18 protein-coding genes are annotated in these 18,878 nt (G+C 48.9%); 12 read left to right on the top strand and 6 right to left on the bottom strand.

The window, feature by feature from the left end:
- The first annotated feature begins 10 nt into the window (after window positions 1-10).
- The 4 genes from rplU to proB all read left to right on the top strand — a co-directional run bounded on the left by rplU (window position 11) and on the right by proB (window position 3,164).
- Window positions 11-322 carry a 50S ribosomal protein L21 gene (rplU, locus tag JYJ62_RS12380; RefSeq protein ID WP_205342526.1) on the top strand — a complete coding sequence of 104 codons (312 nt, stop codon included), beginning with the start codon at window positions 11-13 and terminating at the stop codon, window positions 320-322.
- A gap of 36 nt (window positions 323-358) precedes the next feature.
- The gene (rpmA, locus tag JYJ62_RS12375; RefSeq protein ID WP_022966372.1) at window positions 359-616 is read left to right on the top strand and encodes a 50S ribosomal protein L27; all 258 of its coding nucleotides are present in this window, start codon (window positions 359-361) and stop codon (window positions 614-616) included.
- A gap of 133 nt (window positions 617-749) precedes the next feature.
- Window positions 750-1,976, top strand: a complete 1,227-nt coding sequence (gene cgtA / locus JYJ62_RS12370; RefSeq protein ID WP_205342525.1) for an Obg family GTPase CgtA — start codon at window positions 750-752, stop codon at window positions 1,974-1,976.
- A gap of 69 nt (window positions 1,977-2,045) precedes the next feature.
- On the top strand, window positions 2,046-3,164 hold the full coding sequence (gene proB, locus JYJ62_RS12365) for a glutamate 5-kinase (protein ID WP_205342524.1): 1,119 nt from the start codon (window positions 2,046-2,048) through the stop codon (window positions 3,162-3,164).
- Window positions 3,165-3,257: 93 nt separating this feature from the next.
- Here the strand turns inward: proB and JYJ62_RS12360 are convergent, their stop codons facing one another.
- Window positions 3,258-4,901 (bottom strand): NAD+ synthase, encoded by a 1,644-nt coding sequence (locus JYJ62_RS12360; protein ID WP_205342523.1) that lies wholly within the window; start codon window positions 4,899-4,901, stop codon window positions 3,258-3,260.
- Window positions 4,902-5,167: 266 nt separating this feature from the next.
- On the opposite strand from JYJ62_RS12360, the gene JYJ62_RS12355 reads away from it, so the two are divergent.
- On the top strand, window positions 5,168-5,926 hold the full coding sequence (locus JYJ62_RS12355) for an SDR family oxidoreductase (protein ID WP_205342522.1): 759 nt from the start codon (window positions 5,168-5,170) through the stop codon (window positions 5,924-5,926).
- Between the two features lie 189 nt (window positions 5,927-6,115).
- Here JYJ62_RS12355 and JYJ62_RS12350 read toward each other — a convergent pair whose 3' ends face one another.
- A complete protein-coding gene (locus tag JYJ62_RS12350; protein WP_205342521.1) occupies window positions 6,116-7,123 on the bottom strand; it encodes a DUF481 domain-containing protein in 1,008 nt (335 codons plus the stop codon).
- Between the two features lie 98 nt (window positions 7,124-7,221).
- On the opposite strand from JYJ62_RS12350, the gene JYJ62_RS12345 reads away from it, so the two are divergent.
- The 5 genes from JYJ62_RS12345 (at window position 7,222) to groL (ending at window position 11,887) form a co-directional block, all read left to right on the top strand.
- Window positions 7,222-7,557: an MGMT family protein gene (locus JYJ62_RS12345; RefSeq protein ID WP_205342520.1), complete on the top strand. Its 336-nt coding sequence runs from the start codon at window positions 7,222-7,224 to the stop codon at window positions 7,555-7,557.
- A 31-nt stretch (window positions 7,558-7,588) separates the two neighbouring features.
- On the top strand, window positions 7,589-9,136 hold the full coding sequence (locus JYJ62_RS12340; RefSeq protein ID WP_205342519.1) for an AmpG family muropeptide MFS transporter: 1,548 nt from the start codon (window positions 7,589-7,591) through the stop codon (window positions 9,134-9,136).
- A gap of 94 nt (window positions 9,137-9,230) precedes the next feature.
- Window positions 9,231-9,701 (top strand): FxsA family protein, encoded by a 471-nt coding sequence (locus JYJ62_RS12335; protein WP_205342518.1) that lies wholly within the window; start codon window positions 9,231-9,233, stop codon window positions 9,699-9,701.
- Between the two features lie 209 nt (window positions 9,702-9,910).
- Window positions 9,911-10,204, top strand: coding sequence for a co-chaperone GroES (locus JYJ62_RS12330; protein WP_205342517.1), 294 nt, complete (start codon window positions 9,911-9,913; stop codon window positions 10,202-10,204).
- A gap of 45 nt (window positions 10,205-10,249) precedes the next feature.
- Window positions 10,250-11,887, top strand: coding sequence for a chaperonin GroEL (gene groL, locus JYJ62_RS12325; RefSeq protein ID WP_205342516.1), 1,638 nt, complete (start codon window positions 10,250-10,252; stop codon window positions 11,885-11,887).
- A gap of 97 nt (window positions 11,888-11,984) precedes the next feature.
- Here the strand turns inward: groL and JYJ62_RS12320 are convergent, their stop codons facing one another.
- The 4 genes from JYJ62_RS12320 to JYJ62_RS12305 all read right to left on the bottom strand — a co-directional run bounded on the left by JYJ62_RS12320 (window position 11,985) and on the right by JYJ62_RS12305 (window position 16,746).
- Entirely contained in the window at window positions 11,985-13,136 is a 1,152-nt protein-coding gene (locus tag JYJ62_RS12320) for an acyl-CoA dehydrogenase family protein (protein WP_205342515.1), read from the bottom strand.
- A 29-nt stretch (window positions 13,137-13,165) separates the two neighbouring features.
- Window positions 13,166-14,236 (bottom strand): enoyl-CoA hydratase/isomerase family protein, encoded by a 1,071-nt coding sequence (locus JYJ62_RS12315; RefSeq protein WP_205342514.1) that lies wholly within the window; start codon window positions 14,234-14,236, stop codon window positions 13,166-13,168.
- A 5-nt stretch (window positions 14,237-14,241) separates the two neighbouring features.
- On the bottom strand, window positions 14,242-15,129 hold the full coding sequence (gene mmsB, locus JYJ62_RS12310) for a 3-hydroxyisobutyrate dehydrogenase (RefSeq protein ID WP_205342513.1): 888 nt from the start codon (window positions 15,127-15,129) through the stop codon (window positions 14,242-14,244).
- Window positions 15,130-15,237: 108 nt separating this feature from the next.
- A complete protein-coding gene (locus tag JYJ62_RS12305) occupies window positions 15,238-16,746 on the bottom strand; it encodes a CoA-acylating methylmalonate-semialdehyde dehydrogenase (RefSeq protein WP_205342512.1) in 1,509 nt (502 codons plus the stop codon).
- Between the two features lie 151 nt (window positions 16,747-16,897).
- On the opposite strand from JYJ62_RS12305, the gene JYJ62_RS12300 reads away from it, so the two are divergent.
- On the top strand, window positions 16,898-17,809 hold the full coding sequence (locus tag JYJ62_RS12300; RefSeq protein WP_205342511.1) for a LysR family transcriptional regulator: 912 nt from the start codon (window positions 16,898-16,900) through the stop codon (window positions 17,807-17,809).
- A 7-nt stretch (window positions 17,810-17,816) separates the two neighbouring features.
- Complete coding sequence (locus JYJ62_RS12295) at window positions 17,817-18,833, top strand: AraC family transcriptional regulator ligand-binding domain-containing protein (RefSeq protein ID WP_420042846.1); 1,017 nt, start codon at window positions 17,817-17,819, stop codon at window positions 18,831-18,833.
- The last annotated feature ends 45 nt before the right edge of the window (window positions 18,834-18,878 follow it).

Raw genomic sequence — 18,878 nt, 5'->3', positions numbered from 1 at the left:
GAGATATGTGATGTACGCAGTAATTGTAACTGGCGGTAAGCAATACAAAGTCGCTGAAGGCGAATTTTTGAAGATTGAAAAATTGGACGTACCAGTCGGCGAAGCTATTTCGTTTGATCGCGTTCTATTAATCGGCAATGGCGAAGATGTGAAAATCGGTGCGCCAGTTGTTGAAGGTGCTAAAGTGACAGCTGAAGTGATTGACCAAGGTCGTCACGATAAAGTAACTATTATCAAGTTCCGTCGTCGTAAGCACAGCATGAAGCGTCAGGGCCACCGTCAGTGGTTTACTGAAGTTAAAATCACTGGTATTCAGGCTTAATTGACTGAACCCCCAAACTGATGGAGTGTTGATCTCATGGCAACGAAAAAAGCTGGTGGTAGTACTCGCAACGGTCGCGACTCGGAAGCTAAACGCTTAGGCGTTAAGATGTACGGCGGCCAAACTGTGAAAGCAGGAAATATTATCGTGCGTCAGCGCGGTACAGAATTCCACCCAGGTCCTAATGTTGGAATGGGCAAAGATCACACCTTGTTTGCTAAAGAAGCAGGCGTGTTGAAATTTGAAGTTAAAGGTGCTTTTGGACGTCGCTACGTTAGCGTAGTTTCAGCCTAAGTAGCTTTACACGGAAAAGCCCTGTCATTTGACGGGGCTTTTTTGTTTGTGCAGGCAGTAAAGACGGATTGTCCGTGCTTGTTGTATCCTGCGTCTATATTTATAAGCCTGCGGGCTCGCGGGAGGCACATTAATGAAGTTCGTCGATGAAGTATCGATTGTGGTAAAAGCTGGTGATGGCGGTAATGGTTGCATGAGTTTTCGCCGTGAAAAGTTTATTGAGTTCGGTGGTCCAAACGGTGGTGATGGTGGCGATGGCGGCTCTATTTATATGGAAGCTGATATCAACCTCAATACCCTGGTCGATTACCGTTATACCCGCCGCTTTAATGCGCAGCGTGGTGAAAATGGTCGTGGTGCTGATTGTACCGGTGCGGGTGGCGAAGATACCATCTTAAAAGTACCGGTGGGTACGACTATTATTGATGCTGATACCCAAGAAGTTATTGGTGATTTGACCGAAGATGGCCAGCGTATCCGTGTTGTTGAAGGTGGCTGGCATGGATTGGGTAACACCCGCTTTAAATCCAGTACTAACCGTGCGCCACGGCAAACCAGTGATGGTAAACCGGGCGAGTTGCGTAACCTGAAACTTGAGATGAAAGTGTTGGCTGACGTTGGCTTGTTAGGCTTGCCTAACGCTGGTAAAAGCAGCTTTATTCGTTCTGTTTCTGCAGCTAAACCGAAAGTAGCGGATTATCCTTTTACGACTTTGATTCCAAATCTTGGTGTGGTCAGTATTGGTCGTTACAAAAGCTTTGTGATTGCTGATATTCCCGGTGTGATTGAAGGCGCGGCAGAAGGTGCTGGCTTAGGTATTCGTTTCCTTAAGCACTTAACTCGCACCCGTTTGTTATTGCACGTGGTTGACTTAGCACCGATTGATGACAGCGATCCAGCGCAAGATGCACAAATCATTGTTGATGAAATCGAACGTTTCAGCCCGTCTTTGATCGAGCGTGATCGTTGGTTAGTTTTGAATAAAGTGGATCAGTTACTGGATGACGAGCGTGAGCAGCGTAAGCAAGCTGTGATTGATCAACTGGGCTGGACGGGTCCTGTATTTATGATCTCGGCGCTCGATGGTGAAGGTACTAAAGAGCTGGCGCAAGCCATGATGCGCTACTTAGAAGAGCGTGATCTGCGTATCGCTGAAGATAAAGACTATGCTGAGTACCTTATTGATTTGGATCAGCGTATTGAAGATGAAGGCCGTGCGCGTCTGCAAGAGCTCGATGATAAACGTGCGCTACGCCGTGCGGGAGTTAAAGCCATCGAAGATGTTGAAGATGACTTTGATGATGAAGATGACGAAGAAGATGATGAGGACGGCGCAGAGATTATCTACGTTAATCATTAACTGCTAGGTCGACTCAGTGGGCTGTTAAGACAGCCTCTGAGTGTGAAAAAATTAACAGGATTGTGTGTTATGCGCGATAAAGTGACAGGCGCTCAGCGCTGGGTAGTGAAAATTGGCAGTGCTCTGCTCACTGCTGATGGCCGTGGTTTAGACCGTAATGCTATGGCAATTTGGGTGCAGCAAATGGTAGCGCTGCGCCGGCAAGGAATTGACTTGGTGTTGGTCTCGTCAGGCGCAGTGGCTGCGGGCATGAGCCGTCTAGGTTGGCTTGAACGACCTCGTGCGATTCATGAGTTACAAGCAGCGGCGGCTGTCGGTCAGATGAGCTTGGTTAAAGCGTGGGAAAGTAGCTTTGCTGAGCACAATGAGCGCACGGCACAAATCCTGTTAACTCACGATGATCTGTCTGATCGCAAGCGCTACTTAAACGCACGCAGCACCTTGCGTACCTTGCTGGAGTTAGGCGTCATTCCAGTGATCAATGAAAACGATACGGTTGCCACGGATGAGATACGCTTCGGTGATAACGACACCTTAGCGGCATTGGTGGCTAACTTAGTTGAGGCTGACTTGTTGGTGATCCTCACCGATCGTGATGGTATGTATGATGCTGATCCGAGTAAAAACCCTGATGCACAAGTGATCTTTGAGGCACGTGCTGATGATCCACGTCTCGATGCGATGGCGGGAGGTAGTGCTGGAGCCTTGGGGCGTGGTGGTATGCAGACCAAATTACGCGCAGCACGTTTAGCGGCTCGTTCTGGAGCCTATACCGTGATTGTCGGTGGTCGTCTTGAGCATGTTCTGGATCGACTGCATGATGGTGAACGTCTAGGTACATTGCTGACACCTGAGCAGTGCCGTGATGGTGCACGTAAGCAATGGCTGGCTGGGCACTTACAAACACGTGGTACTTTGACTCTGGATGCGGGTGCGGTAAAAGCCTTAACCAGTGACCACAAAAGCTTATTACCCGTCGGTGTGACTGCCGTTGCAGGGCATTTCTTGCGTGGCGAAATGGTCGTTTGTGTTGATGCACAAGGTGCGGAAGTGGCGCGTGGTTTAAGCAACTACAGCGCTGCAGAGGCGACCAAGATTATTGGTCTGTGCTCAGAAAGTATTGTTGAAACGCTAGGCTATATGGCTGAAGCTGAGCTGATTCATCGTGATAATTTAGTGACGCTATAAAAAGATAACAGCTGAGTTTGTAGGGCTGAACTGTGACTGATTGAGTCAAGTACCGATGAGAAACAACGTCATCGGTACTTGTTTAGTGTGAGTTTAGTCGCCACGCTGCCAGTGGTTGGTCACCGGATAGCGACGATCACTACCAAAGCTGCGTTTACTGATACGAGGGCCCAGAGTGGCTTGTCGTCGTTTGTATTCGCTGATATCGACTAAACGTAAAACTCGCATTACCATCTCTTGTTCAAAACCTTGCGCAATAATCGTTTGCGCCGATTGCTCTTCCTCGACATATAAGCGTAGGACTTCATCCAGAGTCTCGTAGGGCGGCAAGCTGTCTGCATCTTGCTGGTTGGGCGACAATTCTGCAGATGGCGCGCGAGTAATCACACGTTCAGGAATGACAGAGCTTAAGCTATTGCGGTAGCGAGCTAAACGGTACACCAAGCATTTTGGTACGTCTTTAAGCAGGGCGAAACCACCAGCCATATCGCCGTAGAGGGTTGCATAGCCCACAGCTGTTTCGCTTTTATTACTGGTGGTCAGTACCAAGTAGCCGTTCTTGTTGGAGAGCGCCATTAAGATATTGCCGCGGCAGCGAGCTTGTAGGTTTTCTTCGGTGGTGTCATTGGCGGTGCTGGGCATATCAGCAAAAACTGGCGCTAGGCTCTGGCTAAAGGCTTCAACCATTGGTGCGATGGCGATGGTTTTATAATCAACCGCCATATTGTGTGCTTGTGCCGCGGCGTCATCTTGGCTGATTTGTGCGGTGTAATGGTAAGGCATCATCACTGCTTGTACTTTGTCGGCACCCAATGCATCGGCGGCAATCGCCAACACTAAGGCCGAATCAATGCCACCTGACAAGCCCAGTAACACACCTTTAAATCCATTCTGTTCTACGTAGTTGCGCAGGCTCAGCATCAGTGCTTGATAAACGCTGGCCTCTTCGCTGAGTAAGGGTTCGCAGATGCCGCGCTCGACGTGACTGGTCGAGTGAGTAAATTGCAGTTCCACCATGCACAGCTCTTCGGTAAAAGCTGGCGCACGTTGGCGCAGGTTACCTTGTTCATCAACAGTGCAACTGCCGCCATCAAAAATCAAATCATCCTGCGCGCCAACTTGGCTGGCATACAAAATAGGCATCTGTGCATGCTGCGCATGATGGCTGAGCATGCGCTCACGCTCAGCTTGTTTGTTGAGGTGGAAGGTTGAGGCGTTAAGGCTGACGATCATTTTGGCTTGTGCTGTACAGGCTTGTTCAATAAATGCCGATTGCCAAATATCTTCGCCAATACCAATGGCAACTTTTATCTCATTGATATCGATACACAGCGCTTGATGACCAGGCTTAAAGTAACGCTGAGCAAAAGCGGTAGGGTCGTTGGGGAAGAACTGTTTTTTATAGACCGACTGGATCTTGCCTTGATAAAAATGCGCACAGCAGTTGTAACGAGAGTCTTGCTCAAGCCAGGGGTAGCCGACTAAGACATGCAAGTTATGCGGCAGAGCAGTACAGAGTCTCTCTAAAGCGCGTTCAATGCGTATTTGCATGCTATCGCGCAGCAGTAAGTCTTGTGCGTTATAGCCACATAGTGACAGCTCTGGGAAAACAACCAGGTCCGCCTGCTGGTGATGCAGAGCCTGTACGCTTGAATCAAGAATACGTTGTAAGTTGCCATCAATATCGCCAACCCGCATATTCAATTGTGCCAATACGGCGCGCAATACAGTTGCCATGCTCAACCCCTTAAAAATGATCAAGGTTGCAGTTTAGCAAAGCCAAGCGATTACAGGGTTGTTACTGCAGATAAATGATAATTAAGAGTTCTGATTTGTGAGTTTCGTTGTATTGTAGTCAGTTGATATGGCGCACAGAGATCCAGTTACAGGTTAATCAAGAATCAAAGCGGACGGGTAAACCTCCGGTTTGAGGCTTTATTAGGTTGCAGCTGATCAGGTCAGAACTGTGTTTAATAACTGTTTTAAAATAAGAGAGAGTGGCTATGCAGTTAAAAGATAAAGTAATTATTATTACAGGTGGCGGTCAAGGTTTAGGTCGCGCCATGGCGGAGTACCTTGCTAGTAAAGGTGCACAGTTGGCATTAGTCGACCTGGATCAAGAAAAACTGAATGCTGCTGTTGCCGCGTGCCAGAGTGCGGGTACACAAGCACGTGCTTATATTTGTAACGTGGCCAATGAAGAGCAAGTCACCGATATGGTTGCGCAAGTTGCCGATGACTTCGGTGCTATTCACGGTTTGGTAAATAATGCTGGTATCTTGCGCGATGGCTTAACCATTCGCGTTAAAGATGGTGAAATGACTAAAATGAGTCTAGACAACTGGCAAGCGGTGATCGACGTTAACCTTACTGGTGTCTTTTTATGCACCCGTGAAGTGGCAGCGAAAATGATTGAGTTAAAAAGTCAGGGCGCAATTGTTAATATTTCTTCAATTTCTCGCGCTGGCAATATGGGCCAGGCTAACTACTCCGCGGCCAAAGCCGGTGTTGCTGCAGATACTGTGGTCTGGGCTAAAGAGTTGGCGCGTTACGGTATTCGTGTTGCAGGCGTTGCTCCGGGCTTTATTGAGACGGAAATGACATTAAGTATGAAGCCAGACGCTCTAGAGAAAATGACCTCCGTTATACCTCTGCAGCGCATGGGTAAACCTGAAGAAATCGCTCATTCTGTGGCGTATATTTTTGAAAACGACTATTACACTGGTCGCATTCTTGAGTTGGATGGCGGCTTGCGCTTGTAACAAATACTTGTTCCGAGTTGTACAGGTGTGCCGAGCACCTCTTGCTTAATGAATACCTCGCAGATGCGGCGACAAGCATCGCCATGGATGGCATAGCGCCCGAGTTGCGCTTGCAAAGCGCACTCAGGGAAAAGCGGCACTGGTGAGGTGTTCTTTTAGATGATCTGTCAGTTACCCTTAAGAGGCGGCTTACCAGCCCACACCAACACCAAACAAGTAGCGCCGATCATTGAGATCGCCATATTGACTCGAGACCTTATTCCACTCAGCTTTTAACGTTAGCGCCGCCCAACTGTTTAGCTTATAACGAAGCCCTGCTTCACTTTCCAGAACGTACTCAATATCACTGATAAAAGGCATGCCAAAGTCACCCTTGGTATACACCTCAAAAACTTTACCACCGATATAACGATTGTAATCCCACGATGCAGTACCTGAGTTGAAACTTTTCTTATCGCCGGACGCAAACTCAAATTTATTGTGATTAAACAGCCCCGTCAATGCAAAAGCGCCCAGTTCATTATCCCAAAACTGGTAACCCGGACCGGTACCGTAGGTGTGCTGTTTACGTAGGTCTTCAATATGATCGTTAATGTATTTAATTTTATTTTTCCAGAACCACTGCTCAGTAATAAAGCGATCTAAGGCATAGCTGGCCTCAAAATGTTCAGTTTTCGTCGCACTGTTCTTCGTTTCATAATCATATTCGGTGTCTAGAGCATGTCGCCATAAACCGTGTCGAAGCTCGGTGCTGACATCGAGGCCATAATCCTCGCTGTTATTTTCTTTTTTCTTGTAATCAGCCGAAAAACTAATCGAGCCTTTCCAGCGTAAATCCTCAATAATCGGTTTAGGTGTCATCAATTGCTCAATATCAGTCAAAGCAATGGTTTTAGGTGTGTCCCCATTGATTAGAGTGACATTGCCTTCCGGCGCGGGTCGTAACGACTTACTTGACTCGCTGGTAAATTTATCCAACTTAACCAGCAGGGGTTGCTCAGATTCTAGGGTCGCAATTTTGTTAATATTTAGCGTAATGGTATTGGCATAATCAGTGTCTAGTAACAGTTTGCCGCTATCTAACAGCACAATACGGCCCGTCAGACGATCACCATTTTTAAGCCATACCGTATCCGCTTGCGCAGATAGAGAAAATGAAAACCCCACAATAAAAGCACACACAGTGAAAACACGCATAATAAAAAGCTCGAAATTAGAAAAAATCAGAAGTGTTGTACAGTGCATAGTTTAGCGTTATGCAGTAATAGACACATAATAAAAAATAGGGTTCAGTCATGGATATAGAAAATAAACAGCAGATGCGGATCATCTTGTATATCCTGCTGTCCAAGATCCCAGAAGGACGCTTGGTCACTTATGGACAGCTTGCTAAAATGGCCGGTTATCCCGGCTTAGCGCGTTGGGTGGGCCGAGTACTCAGCCAATTACCTGATGATACTCAACTGCCTTGGCATCGCGTGGTTGCTGCAGGCGGACGCTTAAGCTTGCCGCAAAACACCCGTGCCGGAGACGAACAACGGCAGCGCTTACGATTAGAAGGGATATTCGTCGAGCAAGATCGTGTAAAATTAGTCAATTATCAGTGGCAGCCTGATGCTGCCAACGAGTAGAGTGCGCCTTTAGCAATGAAAACAGTCACCCATGTCCAATAACAGTTGGCGTACAGCCCTGCAGGCTTATTCTAATCCGGCCGTCTTAGCCTTATTACTACTCGGTTTTGCTGCCGGCTTACCCTATATGCTGGTTTTCTCTACGCTTTCGGTTTGGCTGCGTGAAGCTGGCGTAGCCCGTGAAACCATTGGTTATGCCAGTTTAATCGGTTTAGCCTACGCTTTTAAATGGGTCTGGTCGCCGCTGCTCGACCAATGGCGTTTGCCCCTGTTGGGGCGCTTAGGTCGGCGTCGCTCTTGGTTGGTCTTTTCACAAATCTTGGTCGCTATTGGTCTGGCCGGTATGGCGCTGAGTAACCCACAAAGTCATTTGGCGGTGTTAATTGCCTTAGCTGTACTCGTGGCCTTTGCTTCGGCGACGCAAGACATTGCCGTCGATGCCTATCGCTTAGAGATTCTCGATAACACTCGCCAAGCCGCTTTGGCGGCCAGTTATATGGCCGGTTACCGTGTCGCAGCGCTGCTCGCCACTGCCGGTGCTTTATATTTTGCCGAATGGTTTGGCTCAACGGGCGTGGAGTATCGACATGCTGCTTGGGCTAGCACCTACTTATTATTTGCCTTACTGATGTTGCCTGGTTTACTCACCACCTTATGGATGAAAGAACCTGAGCTGGCCGTGCAAACTGAAGAGGCCGTGAACCGCTATAAGTTGCGACATCAACTGATCTCTGTGGTGGTGTTGATGGTGTTGCTGATCTCGGTGCCAGCGATGATGACCCAGTTTTACCATACTGATTTTCATGCGTTAGTCTCTGGGCAATCGGGTCTGGATGATCTTTTCTACAGTGATCGAGCCTTTTTACGCGCGTTGCTCTACACCATCTTGACGGTATTTTGCTTGTCCTCGATTGGTCGTAGAGGCCTTGCCCCGGTGCTCACGCCAGTCAGTGACTTTGTGGTGCGTTACCGCTGGCAGGCGTTTTTATTGTTAGGACTGGTGGCGACCTATCGTATGTCAGACACAGTGATGGGCGTCATGGCGAACGTATTTTATATCGACCAAGGCTTTAGCAAAGATCAAATTGCCGGCGTCAGTAAAGTCTTTGGTTTGATTATGACCTTGCTCGGTGCTGGTATTGGTGGTGTGCTGATTGTGCGTTTTGGCATTATGCCGATTCTATTGATTGGCGGAATCACCTCTGCTGCGACGAACTTAATGTTTGTGCTGCTCGCAGGGATGGGGGCTGATCTCAATATGTTGATCATCACCATCTCCTGCGATAATTTTAGCGCTGGTTTAGCGACCGCAGCCTTTGTGGCCTATCTATCGAGTTTGACCAATCTGCGTTTCTCTGCCACGCAATATGCCTTGCTCAGTTCAATAATGTTGTTATTGCCACGCTTGATCGGTGGCTATTCCGGCGTCTTGGTGGATAAGTTTGGTTATGAGCAGTTCTTTCTAATCAGTGCTGTCTTGGGTTTGCCTACCATTGTTTTTATTATTTGGCAGTGGCGAAGTGATCGACGTAAAGAACACTCCAGTCCTTTGGATAGGGTCAATGCCGAAGACGTTTGATGTATTTTGTTACATGATCTGAGTGGTGCGCCCCTTGAGATTGAATGTGTTAGGGTGCATTAAGTAACTATATCCACATGTAAAGGTACGCATAATGCGTGGTTTGTTTTTAGTGTTTTTAGCTTTTCCATTGTTAGAGCTGTTTGTGATGATTCGTGTTGGCTCAAGCATTGGTGCAGCAGCAACCTTGCTATTAGTCTTGGCCAGTGGTGCGTTGGGCGTGCTTTGTATCCGCTTGGCGGGATTGACCACAGCATTAAGTGTGCGGCAACGGATGGCGCAGGGTGAAGTGCCGAACCGCGAAATGCTCAACGGCTTGTTGCTGGTGGTGGCTGGTGGCTTGTTGTTTTTACCCGGCTTTATCAGTGATGTGGTGGGCCTAGTTTGCTTGCTACCCATCACGCGTCAGTGGCTGATTAATCGTATTGGCCGGCATATGACCCAAAGACCTGCGCAATCGCAGCAGTTCTACACGCAAAGCAGCACCTACACTGAGCAGCGACGCGGTCCAGAAAACCGTCCCGCGCAGATCATTGAAGGCGAATTTGAGCGTAAAGATCCTTAAGCGCTGCATTGCGCCTCTGGTAAAAAAATATCAGGGCAGCCCTTGAAATACGTAGAGGCGCCCGCATATAACAAACACTTACAAATTCTGCATTAGCAGATCATTGTGTATTGTGCCTATGGCGCAGTACACGCCGGTTTGCCGGACTTAATAAACGTGCCGATGAGTGACATCGGTTGATGTAACTAACCCGTTGGGAGAGATCGACAATGAAGCTTCGTCCTCTGCATGACCGTGTGGTAATCCGCCGCAGCGAAGAAGAAACTAAAACCGCCGGTGGCATCGTGCTACCTGGTTCAGCGGCTGAAAAACCAAACCAAGGCGAAATTGTTGCCGTTGGTACAGGTCGCGTTTTAGATAATGGTGACGTACGTGCAATCGCAGTAAGCGTAGGCGATAAAGTGGTTTTTGGTCCTTATTCTGGTAGCAATGCTATTAAAGTTGATGGCGAAGAACTGCTGGTAATGAGCGAAAGCGAGATTCTCGCGGTTGTTGAAGCTTAATTTATACCCTTGCGTTTAATGACACAGAATTGAGGAACAGATTTCATGGCTGCTAAAGAAGTAAAATTCGGCGATTTAGGCCGTAAGAAAATGCTTGCTGGCGTTAACGTTTTGGCTGACGCGGTCAAAGCAACTTTAGGCCCAAAAGGTCGCCACGTTATTTTAGAAAGAAGCTACGGCGCACCATCAATCACTAAAGATGGCGTTTCTGTTGCTAAAGAAATCGAACTGAAAGATCGTTTCGAGAACATGGGCGCACAGCTGGTAAAAGACGTTGCTTCTAAAGCTAACGACGAAGCCGGTGACGGTACCACTACCGCAACAGTACTCGCTCAAGCCATTGTTAACGAAGGCTTGAAAGCAGTTGCTGCGGGTATGAACCCAATGGATCTGAAGCGCGGTATTGATAAAGCCACTATCGCGATTGTTGAGCAAATCAAACTCATGGCTAAGCCATGCGCTGATAACAAAGCCATTGCTCAGGTGGGTACTATTTCTGCCAATGCTGACTCATCAATTGGTGACATCATTGCGGAAGCAATGGACAAAGTTGGTAAAGAAGGCGTTATCACTGTTGAAGAAGGTTCAGGCCTCGATAACGAATTGTCTGTGGTTGAAGGCATGCAGTTTGATCGTGGTTACCTGTCTCCATACTTCATCAACAAACCAGACACTATGGTTGCCGAGCTAGAAAGCCCGCTGTTGCTGTTAGTTGACAAGAAGATCTCTAACATTCGCGAATTATTGCCAGTCTTGGAAGCCGTGGCCAAAGCCGGTCGTCCATTGCTGATCGTTGCTGAAGATGTTGAAGGCGAAGCCTTAGCAACATTGGTTGTTAACAACATGCGCGGTATTGTTAAAGTCGCTGCGGTTAAAGCACCAGGTTTCGGCGATCGTCGTAAAGCCATGTTGCAAGACCTGGCGATCCTAACGGGCGGTACTGTGGTTTCTGAAGAAGTGGGTCTGAGCTTAGACACCACAACTTTAGAGCACCTGGGTAATGCTAAGCGTGTTGTGCTGAACAAAGACAACACCACCATCATTGATGGTGCCGGTAATCAAACGGATATCGAAGCACGCGTGCTACAGATTCGTAAGCAGATTGAAGAAACATCTTCAGACTACGACAAAGAAAAACTGCAAGAGCGTCTGGCTAAATTAGCTGGCGGTGTTGCGGTGATTAAAGTTGGTGCAGCGACTGAAGTTGAAATGAAAGAGAAGAAAGCGCGCGTTGAAGATGCTCTGCATGCAACGCGTGCCGCGGTTGAAGAAGGCGTGGTACCTGGTGGTGGTGTAGCACTGGTGCGCGCACTGCAAGCGATTTGTGATCTCAAAGGCGACAACGAAGATCAGAACGTAGGTATTGCTCTACTGCGTCGTGCGGTTGAATCACCACTGCGTCAGATCGTTGCTAACGCTGGTGACGAGCCAAGTGTCGTGGTTGATAAAGTCAAGCAAGGCGAAGGTAACTACGGTTACAACGCTGCAACTGGCGAGTACGGCGATATGATTGCGATGGGTATTTTGGACCCTGCAAAAGTAACCCGTTCAGCTCTGCAAGCCGCAGCGTCAATCGCTGGCTTGATGGTAACGACTGAAGCCATGATCGCTGAAATCAAAGATGACAGCGCACCTGCAATGCCTGATATGGGCGGCATGGGTGGAATGGGCGGTATGATGTAAGGTTTTTTACCTTACTATTACGCTCTAAAGCATCAAAAAAACGGCTACTCAGTGATGGGTAGCCGTTTTTTATTGGGCGCGATAAAAGTGGGTTAGGTTACAAAGGGTAGTCAGCCAATTGGCGTGCAATAAGGATGCGCTGCACTTCGCTGGTGCCTTCATAAATTTGCGTGATACGCGCATCACGGTAATGACGTTCTACCGCGTAATCTTCTAAATAACCGTAGCCACCATGAATTTGAATGGCTTTGGAGCAGACTTTTTCAGCCATTTCCGAAGCAAATAGTTTAGCCTGTGACGCTTCGGATAAGCAGGGCAGACCAGCGGTCCGCAAGCGCGCAGCATAGAGAATCATATGCCGTGCCGCATTAATTTGCGTATGCATATCAGCCAGCATATTCGCGATACTTTGGTGCTCAGCAATAGGTTTGCCAAACTGTACCCGCTCGCGAGCGTAAATCAACGCGGCTTCAAAAGCGGCACGGGCAATACCGACGGCTTGTGCAGCAATGCCTAAACGTCCACCTTCTAAGCCAGACAGCGCTAAAGCCAAGCCTTTACCCCGTGGACCCAGCATATTTGCTTTAGGGATACGGCAGTTAACCAAGCTAATCGCGCAGGTATCAGAAGCGCGTAAGCCCATTTTCTGCTCCATGCGCTCCACTTCAAAGCCCGGTGTATCTGTGGGTACTAAAAACGCCGACAAGCCTTTTTTACCCAACTCAGGGTCAGTCACGGCAAAGACAATGGCCAAGCCCGCACGTTTAGCATTACTAATAAACTGCTTGCTGCCATTGAGCACCCAGTGCTCGCCATCTTCCACCGCTTTGGTGCGCAAATTATTGGCTTCTGATCCGGCCTGTGGTTCGGTTAAGCAGAAGCACGCCAACGTCTGCCCTGAGGCTAACTGCGGGATCCACTCTTTCTTTTGCTCTTCAGTACCCCAGTTGAGAATCGGTGTGCAACCCACTGAGTTGTGAATACTCATCACCGCGCCTGTGGCTGCGCAGCCTACTGAAATTTCTTCTAAGGCAAGAGCGTAACACGTGTAGTCGATATAGGAGCCGCCCCATTCTTCAGGCACAACCATGCCTAAAAAGCCCAGCTCGCCCATTTGCTTGAGCATGCCATCATCGAGCCAGCCGGCTTTTTCCCATGTGGCGGCGTTGGGTGCCAGTTCTGTTTTAGAAAAGTCCCGTGCCATATCACGGATCATACGTTGCTCTTCAGAAAATTCGATATCATGCATTGTGAGATTCCTTTAATACACGCATTGGCTTACGCAGAGCGCGCTTTAAAGCCTGCAAACAGCTCATCGAGTTTTGTGTGTTCTAAGTCTTCGATGGTTGCCGGCTGCCATTGTGGGTTTTTGTCTTTATCAATAATCAGGGCGCGCACCCCTTCCATAAAGTCGCCTTTAGTAAACCACTGTGAACCAAGGTGATATTCCAGACGGAAACAGTCAGCCAGGGACAGTTGCTTGCCGCGCCGCAGCATTTCTAAGGTGGTGGCCATGGCTAAAGGTGAACGCGTCTTTAATGTGGCTAAAATATCATCGCGCCATGCTTGAATGCTGGCGTCGGATTCGCTGGCTAATGAAGCGATAATTTCAGCGATCGAGTGGTGGGCAAAGTGCTTATCAATGGCTGAGCGTACAGCGGTCAATTGCGCGCCTGACGCGTGTTTGCTGGCTAAGGTATTCAATAAACTACGAATGGCTTCTTGTGAAGAGTGACCCCATTGCATAGTGTCCAAGCAACGATCCAGTTCGCTGATTTGCTCTTGGTGTAAGAACCAATCTGCCAAGCCGAGCTGCAAGGCATCAGCGGCGCCGACGGGGTTGCCAGTCACGCCCATATAGGTGCCGATTTCACCGGACAAGCGTGAGAGAAAGTAGCTGCCGCCGACATCAGGGAAGAAGCCAATACTGACTTCTGGCATGCCAAGACGGGCTTTTTCGGTGACGATACGAAAGCTTGCGCCTTGCGCCAGACCCATACCGCCGCCTAAAACTAGACCATCCATCAGCGCGATCATAGGTTTAGGGTAGGCATGAATCCATTGGTCGAGCGCATATTCTTCGCTAAAGAAGGTCGCGTTTAAGCTGTTGCCTTGTTTTGCATTGGCATAGAGTTCGCGAATATCACCGCCGGCACAAAAGGCTTTATCGCCGTTGGCACGCAAGACCACTGCAACCACTTCTTCATCAGCGGCCCACTCATCCAGTTGTTGTTGGATGCCGCGCACCATCTCAAGATTAATCGCGTTAAACGCGCTGACGCGATTGAGGGTCAGGTGACCCACTCGGTTGCGAACATCAGTCAGTAGTAGTGCATGCTGATCGTGCATGGCGATCACTCCTTTAAATACAGTTTGATAATGGCAGAAAAATCGAGGCTGCCGTGGCCTTGTAAGCTAAAGGCTTGATAGAGCTGTTGTGCCGCCGCGCCCAGCATCACCGGTTGCTTGCTGAGACGTGCCGCTTCTGTGGCTAAGCCTAGGTCTTTAAGCATTAAGTCGCTACCAAAACCACCACTATAACCGCGACTGGCTGGTGCGTTCTCTAAAACATCTGGGTAAGGGTTATTGATTTCAGAACTCCAGCAGCGACCACTGGAGGTGTTAATAATCCCAGCAAGGACTTTGGCATCCATACCTAAGGCCACACCCAGCGCCATCGCTTCAGCCACACCAACCATGGAAATACCCAGTAGCATGTTATTGGCGACTTTTGCCACTTGGCCATTACCGCTATCACCGCAATGGGTAATGTTTTTGCCCATGGCTTGCAGGATCGGCTGTATGTGCTGTAAATCTTCGGCTGCAGCACCGACCATAAAGGTTAGGGTCGCTGCTTGCGCGCCGGTTGTGCCGCCGGAGACCGGTGCATCAAGCATGGTGTGTCCCGCTTCTTTTGCAATTTTTGCCACTTCACGTGCGCTGTGCGGATCAATGGTTGAGCAATCAATTAAATAGGTTGGTTGACTCAGCTGCTCAATTAAACCTTCACTGCCAAGGTAGACACCTTTAACGTGGACAGCGGCCGGTAACATGGTAATGAGTACATCAGGAGCGGCAGCCACCAGCGCTTGTACTGAGGCGCAGGCTTGTGCACCTTTTTCTGCCAGTTCGCTAACGGCGTTGCTGGACAGGTCAAAAACGCTCAGTTGGTAACCTGCTTTAAGTAGGTTACTGGCCATTGGACTGCCCATATTGCCGAGGCCTAAAAATCCGATATGCATGGTTGATCTCCGCTTATTATGATTGTTGCGAGTGTCGATGCTAAGTAGGTTAAATTTTAATCTTCAGTGCAGTAACTCCGCCTGACTGTTGCGCCAGGCGGGAGTGACTTATTTCAAGCTGATGGTGGTGTTGAGTGCGCCAACCGCTTCATCTTCATCAAACCAACGGGCGGTGACTGTTTTAGTTTGGGTGTAAAACTGCACCACTTGTTTGCCGTACGGACCGAGATCACCCAGCTTAGAGGCGCGTGAGCCAGTGAAAGAGAACATCGGTACCGGTACTGGAATTGGTACGTTAATGCCCACTTGGCCCACATCAATCTCTTCTTGGAAGCGACGTGCGGTGGCACCCGAACGAGTAAAGATAGCGGTACCGTTACCGTTAGGATTGGCATTAATCAGCTCAATGGCTTGCTCTAGCGTGTCAGCCTGCATCACGCACAACACTGGACCAAAAATTTCTTCTTGGTAAATACGCATTGAGGTGTTTACGCCAGAGAAGATAGTGGGGCCAACAAAGTTGCCTTGCTCAAAACCTGGCACGCTTGGGTTGCGACCATCCAGATCCATCTGTGCACCTTGGCTGGCGCCGCTCTCAATCAGATCGCTAATCCGTGCCAAGGCTTGCTTGGAAATCACTGGTCCCACATCGGTACCTGCTTGGCAGCCGGCATTCACTTTGAGCGTTTTAGCTTTGGCGACCAATTCTGGCAACCAACTTTGTGCTTCGCCCACCAATACAATCACTGGCAGCGCCATGCAGCGCTGACCGGCGGCGCCAAAGGCCGCACCGGCAATCGCATTCAGCGTTTGTTCTTTATTGGCATCAGGCATCACCACGCCGTGGTTTTTAGCGCCCATCATGCACTGCACACGCTTACCGGCCAATGATGAGCGATTGTAGACATGGGTGCCGACATGGGTGGAACCAACAAAGGAGACTGCTTTGATATCTTGGTGATCACAGATACCGTTGACGGCATCGGGGCCGCCATGAATTACGTTGAGTACCCCTGCTGGGATACCGGCTTCTACAGCCAGTTCAACCAAACGCATGGTAACCATTGGATCTTGTTCAGATGGCTTAAGAACAAAGGTGTTACCGGTGACGATGGCCATTGGGAACATCCACAGTGGAATCATCGCGGGGAAGTTGAACGGAGTAATACCGGCACAGACACCCAGTGGTTGCAGCAGTGTGTAGGTGTCAACGCCATTGGCGACGTTATTGGCGAGCTCGCCCAATTGTAGGTTACCAATCGCCGCCGCGTGCTCTACGACTTCTAAGCCACGAAACACATCGCCTTCAGCATCGGCTAGGGTTTTGCCTTGCTCGGCAGTTAACAGGGCGGCCAGTTCTGCCATGTTTTCACGGATCAGCTGCTGGTACTTAAGAAAAATACGTGCTCGTGCACCGATAGGGGTTTTGCGCCAGGTTTTAAAGGCTTTCTTAGCGCTGGCAACGGCCGCATGAATTTCTTCGGCAGTGGCAAAAGGAACTTTAGCTAACACTTCTTGCGTGGCGGGGTTGATCACATCACGCCATTGCTCAGTTTTGGATTCAACAAACTGACCATCGATAAGAAGTTTAATGGTTGGGACTTGAACAGCTGTCATATTGGTACGCCTCAGTATTAAATTATTTTTGTGATTGACTGACTAAATGTGCTTTCATGCTAGCAGTGCATTTTTGCTTGCCGCAACCCTGCTGATTGCAGATGTGCTCTGCAAAAATGCACACTGATACTAAAACCTTGTTGAGGACGCTATGGATTGGGAACAGTTACGGTTTTTTTTAGAATTGGCTAGGGCGGGGCGCTTAGTGATTGCGGCGCGACGCATGGAAGTCGATCACACCACGGTGTCGCGCAAAGTCCAAGCGCTGGAGAAGAGTTTAGGGCGGGCGTTATTTTTACGTGAGCATGAAGGCTACAAGTTGACCGAGGCTGGGCGCGCGTTGTTGCCTCAGGTTGAGGCGATGGAAAGTGCGTTTGTCGGTATTTCTGATTCTTTACCCAATTTGGGTGAGCAGCTGTCGGGGCATGTGCGTATTGGCGCGACCGAAGGCTACAGTACCTTGCTATTGGCTGAGCATCTCGCCGAGCTGGGGCAGCGCTTTCCGCATTTGAAAGTAGATTTGTTAGCCTTACCACGTGCTGTGCAGTTATCGCGTAACGAAGCGGATATTGTTATTACTTTAGAGCGTCCCGAGCGTGGGCCTTTTATCATCACACGCCTCACCGATTATGCTTTGCACCTGTACGGTAGTGTTGATTACTTAGCCCAGCATCCTGAGATTACTCATCGTGAACAGTTACGTGAACATCGCTTTGTCAGTTATGTGGATGATTTATTATTCAGTAAAGAACTGATGTTTCTAGATGAGTTGGTCAAGCCCAGTAGCGCCAATTTGCGCAGTACCAGTATTTTAGCCCAGCAGCAAGCTGTAGCGGCAGGCGCAGGTTTAGCTATTTTACCGGCCTTTGCTGCCTGTAAAGAACCGCGTTTACGTCGTGTATTGGCTGCTGATGTGAGCTTTACCAGAACGTTTTGGATGCTGATGCCCATTGAACTGAAAGATATTGCGCGCATGCGTACAGTGTGGAATTTTTTGCGAGAACAAGCAGAGATCCAACAATCGATAGTGTTGCCGCAGACCAAAGCCATGGAGGAGTCGTGATATGCGTATGCAGCGCTCAGGAACAGTTTCAGCGGTAATGGTGCGTGAAGCACTGTATGCACCATTGCAGCAGGGCTGGACCCTAGAGGATTTATTAAATGGTACCCCCTTTGACGCGCAGATCATGGCTGACGATGCTCAGCGTGTACCGGTCAAGCACTATGCGCGCCTTTGGCGACGTTTACGGCGCACCATCCAAGATGAGTTTTTTTTAATGGATCAGCGCAGCATGCGCCCCGGCAGCTTTGCTTTTATGTGTAGCATGGCGGCGCAGCAGACTACGGTGGGGCAAGGTCTGGAAGTGGCGTTACAGTTTTTAACGCTGATCTTTGCCGATAAACGCGCGGTGCTACGCACCCAGCAGAGTATGGCCGCGGTGGTGTTACGTGAAGAAAGTGCGCAGCCCTCACGAGCGTTCACCTATTTTACGTTTTGGATGTATGTGCATGGCTTGACCTGTTGGTTAGCTAACCAACGTGTGGCGTTGTTATCGGTTGATTCGCGCTGCCCTGAGCCTGAGTTTATTGATGACTATCGGGTGATGTTTTCTGACAACCTACGTTTCGATTGTCGACAATCACAAATATTGTTTTCTGCGGATATTTTAAGTGCGCCAATTAAACGCAGTGCACAAGACTTGCAACGCTTTTTGCGCCATGCCCCCAATAACATCATGGTCAAATACCGTGATGAGCAGAGTTTAACCAGTCAGATTCGTCGTCAGCTGCTCAATAGTGATCCTAAGCACTGGCCTGATGCGATCGACTTAGCTGCCGATTTGTTTATGTCGGTATCCACTTTGCAGCGCCGCTTAAACGAAGAAGGTCAGAGTTATCAGCGGCTTAAAGATGCAGTGCGCAGTTCGCTGGCGATCAAATGGCTGGCTGATGAGCATTATACTTTTGTCGATATCGCTGGTGCTTTAGGCTTTGCTGATGTGAGTACTTTCTACAAAGCTTTTCGCAAGTGGACAGGCACACAGCCTAGCCATTACCGCTCAATATTATTGGATAAAAATAAATAATTGGCAAAAACGTTCAAACAGTTTGATGGATTTTGCTATTGCTTC

The sequence above is a fragment of the Denitrificimonas caeni genome (assembly GCF_905120345.1).
Classification (GTDB): domain Bacteria; phylum Pseudomonadota; class Gammaproteobacteria; order Pseudomonadales; family Pseudomonadaceae; genus Denitrificimonas; species Denitrificimonas caeni_A.
Note: the sequence above shows the minus strand (reverse complement) of the source record. Positions and strands in the feature narration are given on the sequence as shown.

What these genes read in the sequence shown, in the direction of transcription:
- rplU (WP_205342526.1), top strand. Translation starts at nt 11, where the DNA reads ATGTACGCAGTAATTGTAACTGGCGGTAAGCAATACAAAGTCGCTGAA.
- rpmA (WP_022966372.1), top strand. Translation starts at nt 359, where the DNA reads ATGGCAACGAAAAAAGCTGGTGGTAGTACTCGCAACGGTCGCGACTCG.
- cgtA (WP_205342525.1), top strand. Translation starts at nt 750, where the DNA reads ATGAAGTTCGTCGATGAAGTATCGATTGTGGTAAAAGCTGGTGATGGC.
- proB (WP_205342524.1), top strand. Translation starts at nt 2,046, where the DNA reads ATGCGCGATAAAGTGACAGGCGCTCAGCGCTGGGTAGTGAAAATTGGC.
- JYJ62_RS12360 (WP_205342523.1), bottom strand. Translation starts at nt 4,901, where the DNA reads ATGGCAACTGTATTGCGCGCCGTATTGGCACAATTGAATATGCGGGTT.
- JYJ62_RS12355 (WP_205342522.1), top strand. Translation starts at nt 5,168, where the DNA reads ATGCAGTTAAAAGATAAAGTAATTATTATTACAGGTGGCGGTCAAGGT.
- JYJ62_RS12350 (WP_205342521.1), bottom strand. Translation starts at nt 7,123, where the DNA reads ATGCGTGTTTTCACTGTGTGTGCTTTTATTGTGGGGTTTTCATTTTCT.
- JYJ62_RS12345 (WP_205342520.1), top strand. Translation starts at nt 7,222, where the DNA reads ATGGATATAGAAAATAAACAGCAGATGCGGATCATCTTGTATATCCTG.
- JYJ62_RS12340 (WP_205342519.1), top strand. Translation starts at nt 7,589, where the DNA reads ATGTCCAATAACAGTTGGCGTACAGCCCTGCAGGCTTATTCTAATCCG.
- JYJ62_RS12335 (WP_205342518.1), top strand. Translation starts at nt 9,231, where the DNA reads ATGCGTGGTTTGTTTTTAGTGTTTTTAGCTTTTCCATTGTTAGAGCTG.
- JYJ62_RS12330 (WP_205342517.1), top strand. Translation starts at nt 9,911, where the DNA reads ATGAAGCTTCGTCCTCTGCATGACCGTGTGGTAATCCGCCGCAGCGAA.
- groL (WP_205342516.1), top strand. Translation starts at nt 10,250, where the DNA reads ATGGCTGCTAAAGAAGTAAAATTCGGCGATTTAGGCCGTAAGAAAATG.
- JYJ62_RS12320 (WP_205342515.1), bottom strand. Translation starts at nt 13,136, where the DNA reads ATGCATGATATCGAATTTTCTGAAGAGCAACGTATGATCCGTGATATG.
- JYJ62_RS12315 (WP_205342514.1), bottom strand. Translation starts at nt 14,236, where the DNA reads ATGCACGATCAGCATGCACTACTACTGACTGATGTTCGCAACCGAGTG.
- mmsB (WP_205342513.1), bottom strand. Translation starts at nt 15,129, where the DNA reads ATGCATATCGGATTTTTAGGCCTCGGCAATATGGGCAGTCCAATGGCC.
- JYJ62_RS12305 (WP_205342512.1), bottom strand. Translation starts at nt 16,746, where the DNA reads ATGACAGCTGTTCAAGTCCCAACCATTAAACTTCTTATCGATGGTCAG.
- JYJ62_RS12300 (WP_205342511.1), top strand. Translation starts at nt 16,898, where the DNA reads ATGGATTGGGAACAGTTACGGTTTTTTTTAGAATTGGCTAGGGCGGGG.
- JYJ62_RS12295 (WP_420042846.1), top strand. Translation starts at nt 17,817, where the DNA reads ATGCAGCGCTCAGGAACAGTTTCAGCGGTAATGGTGCGTGAAGCACTG.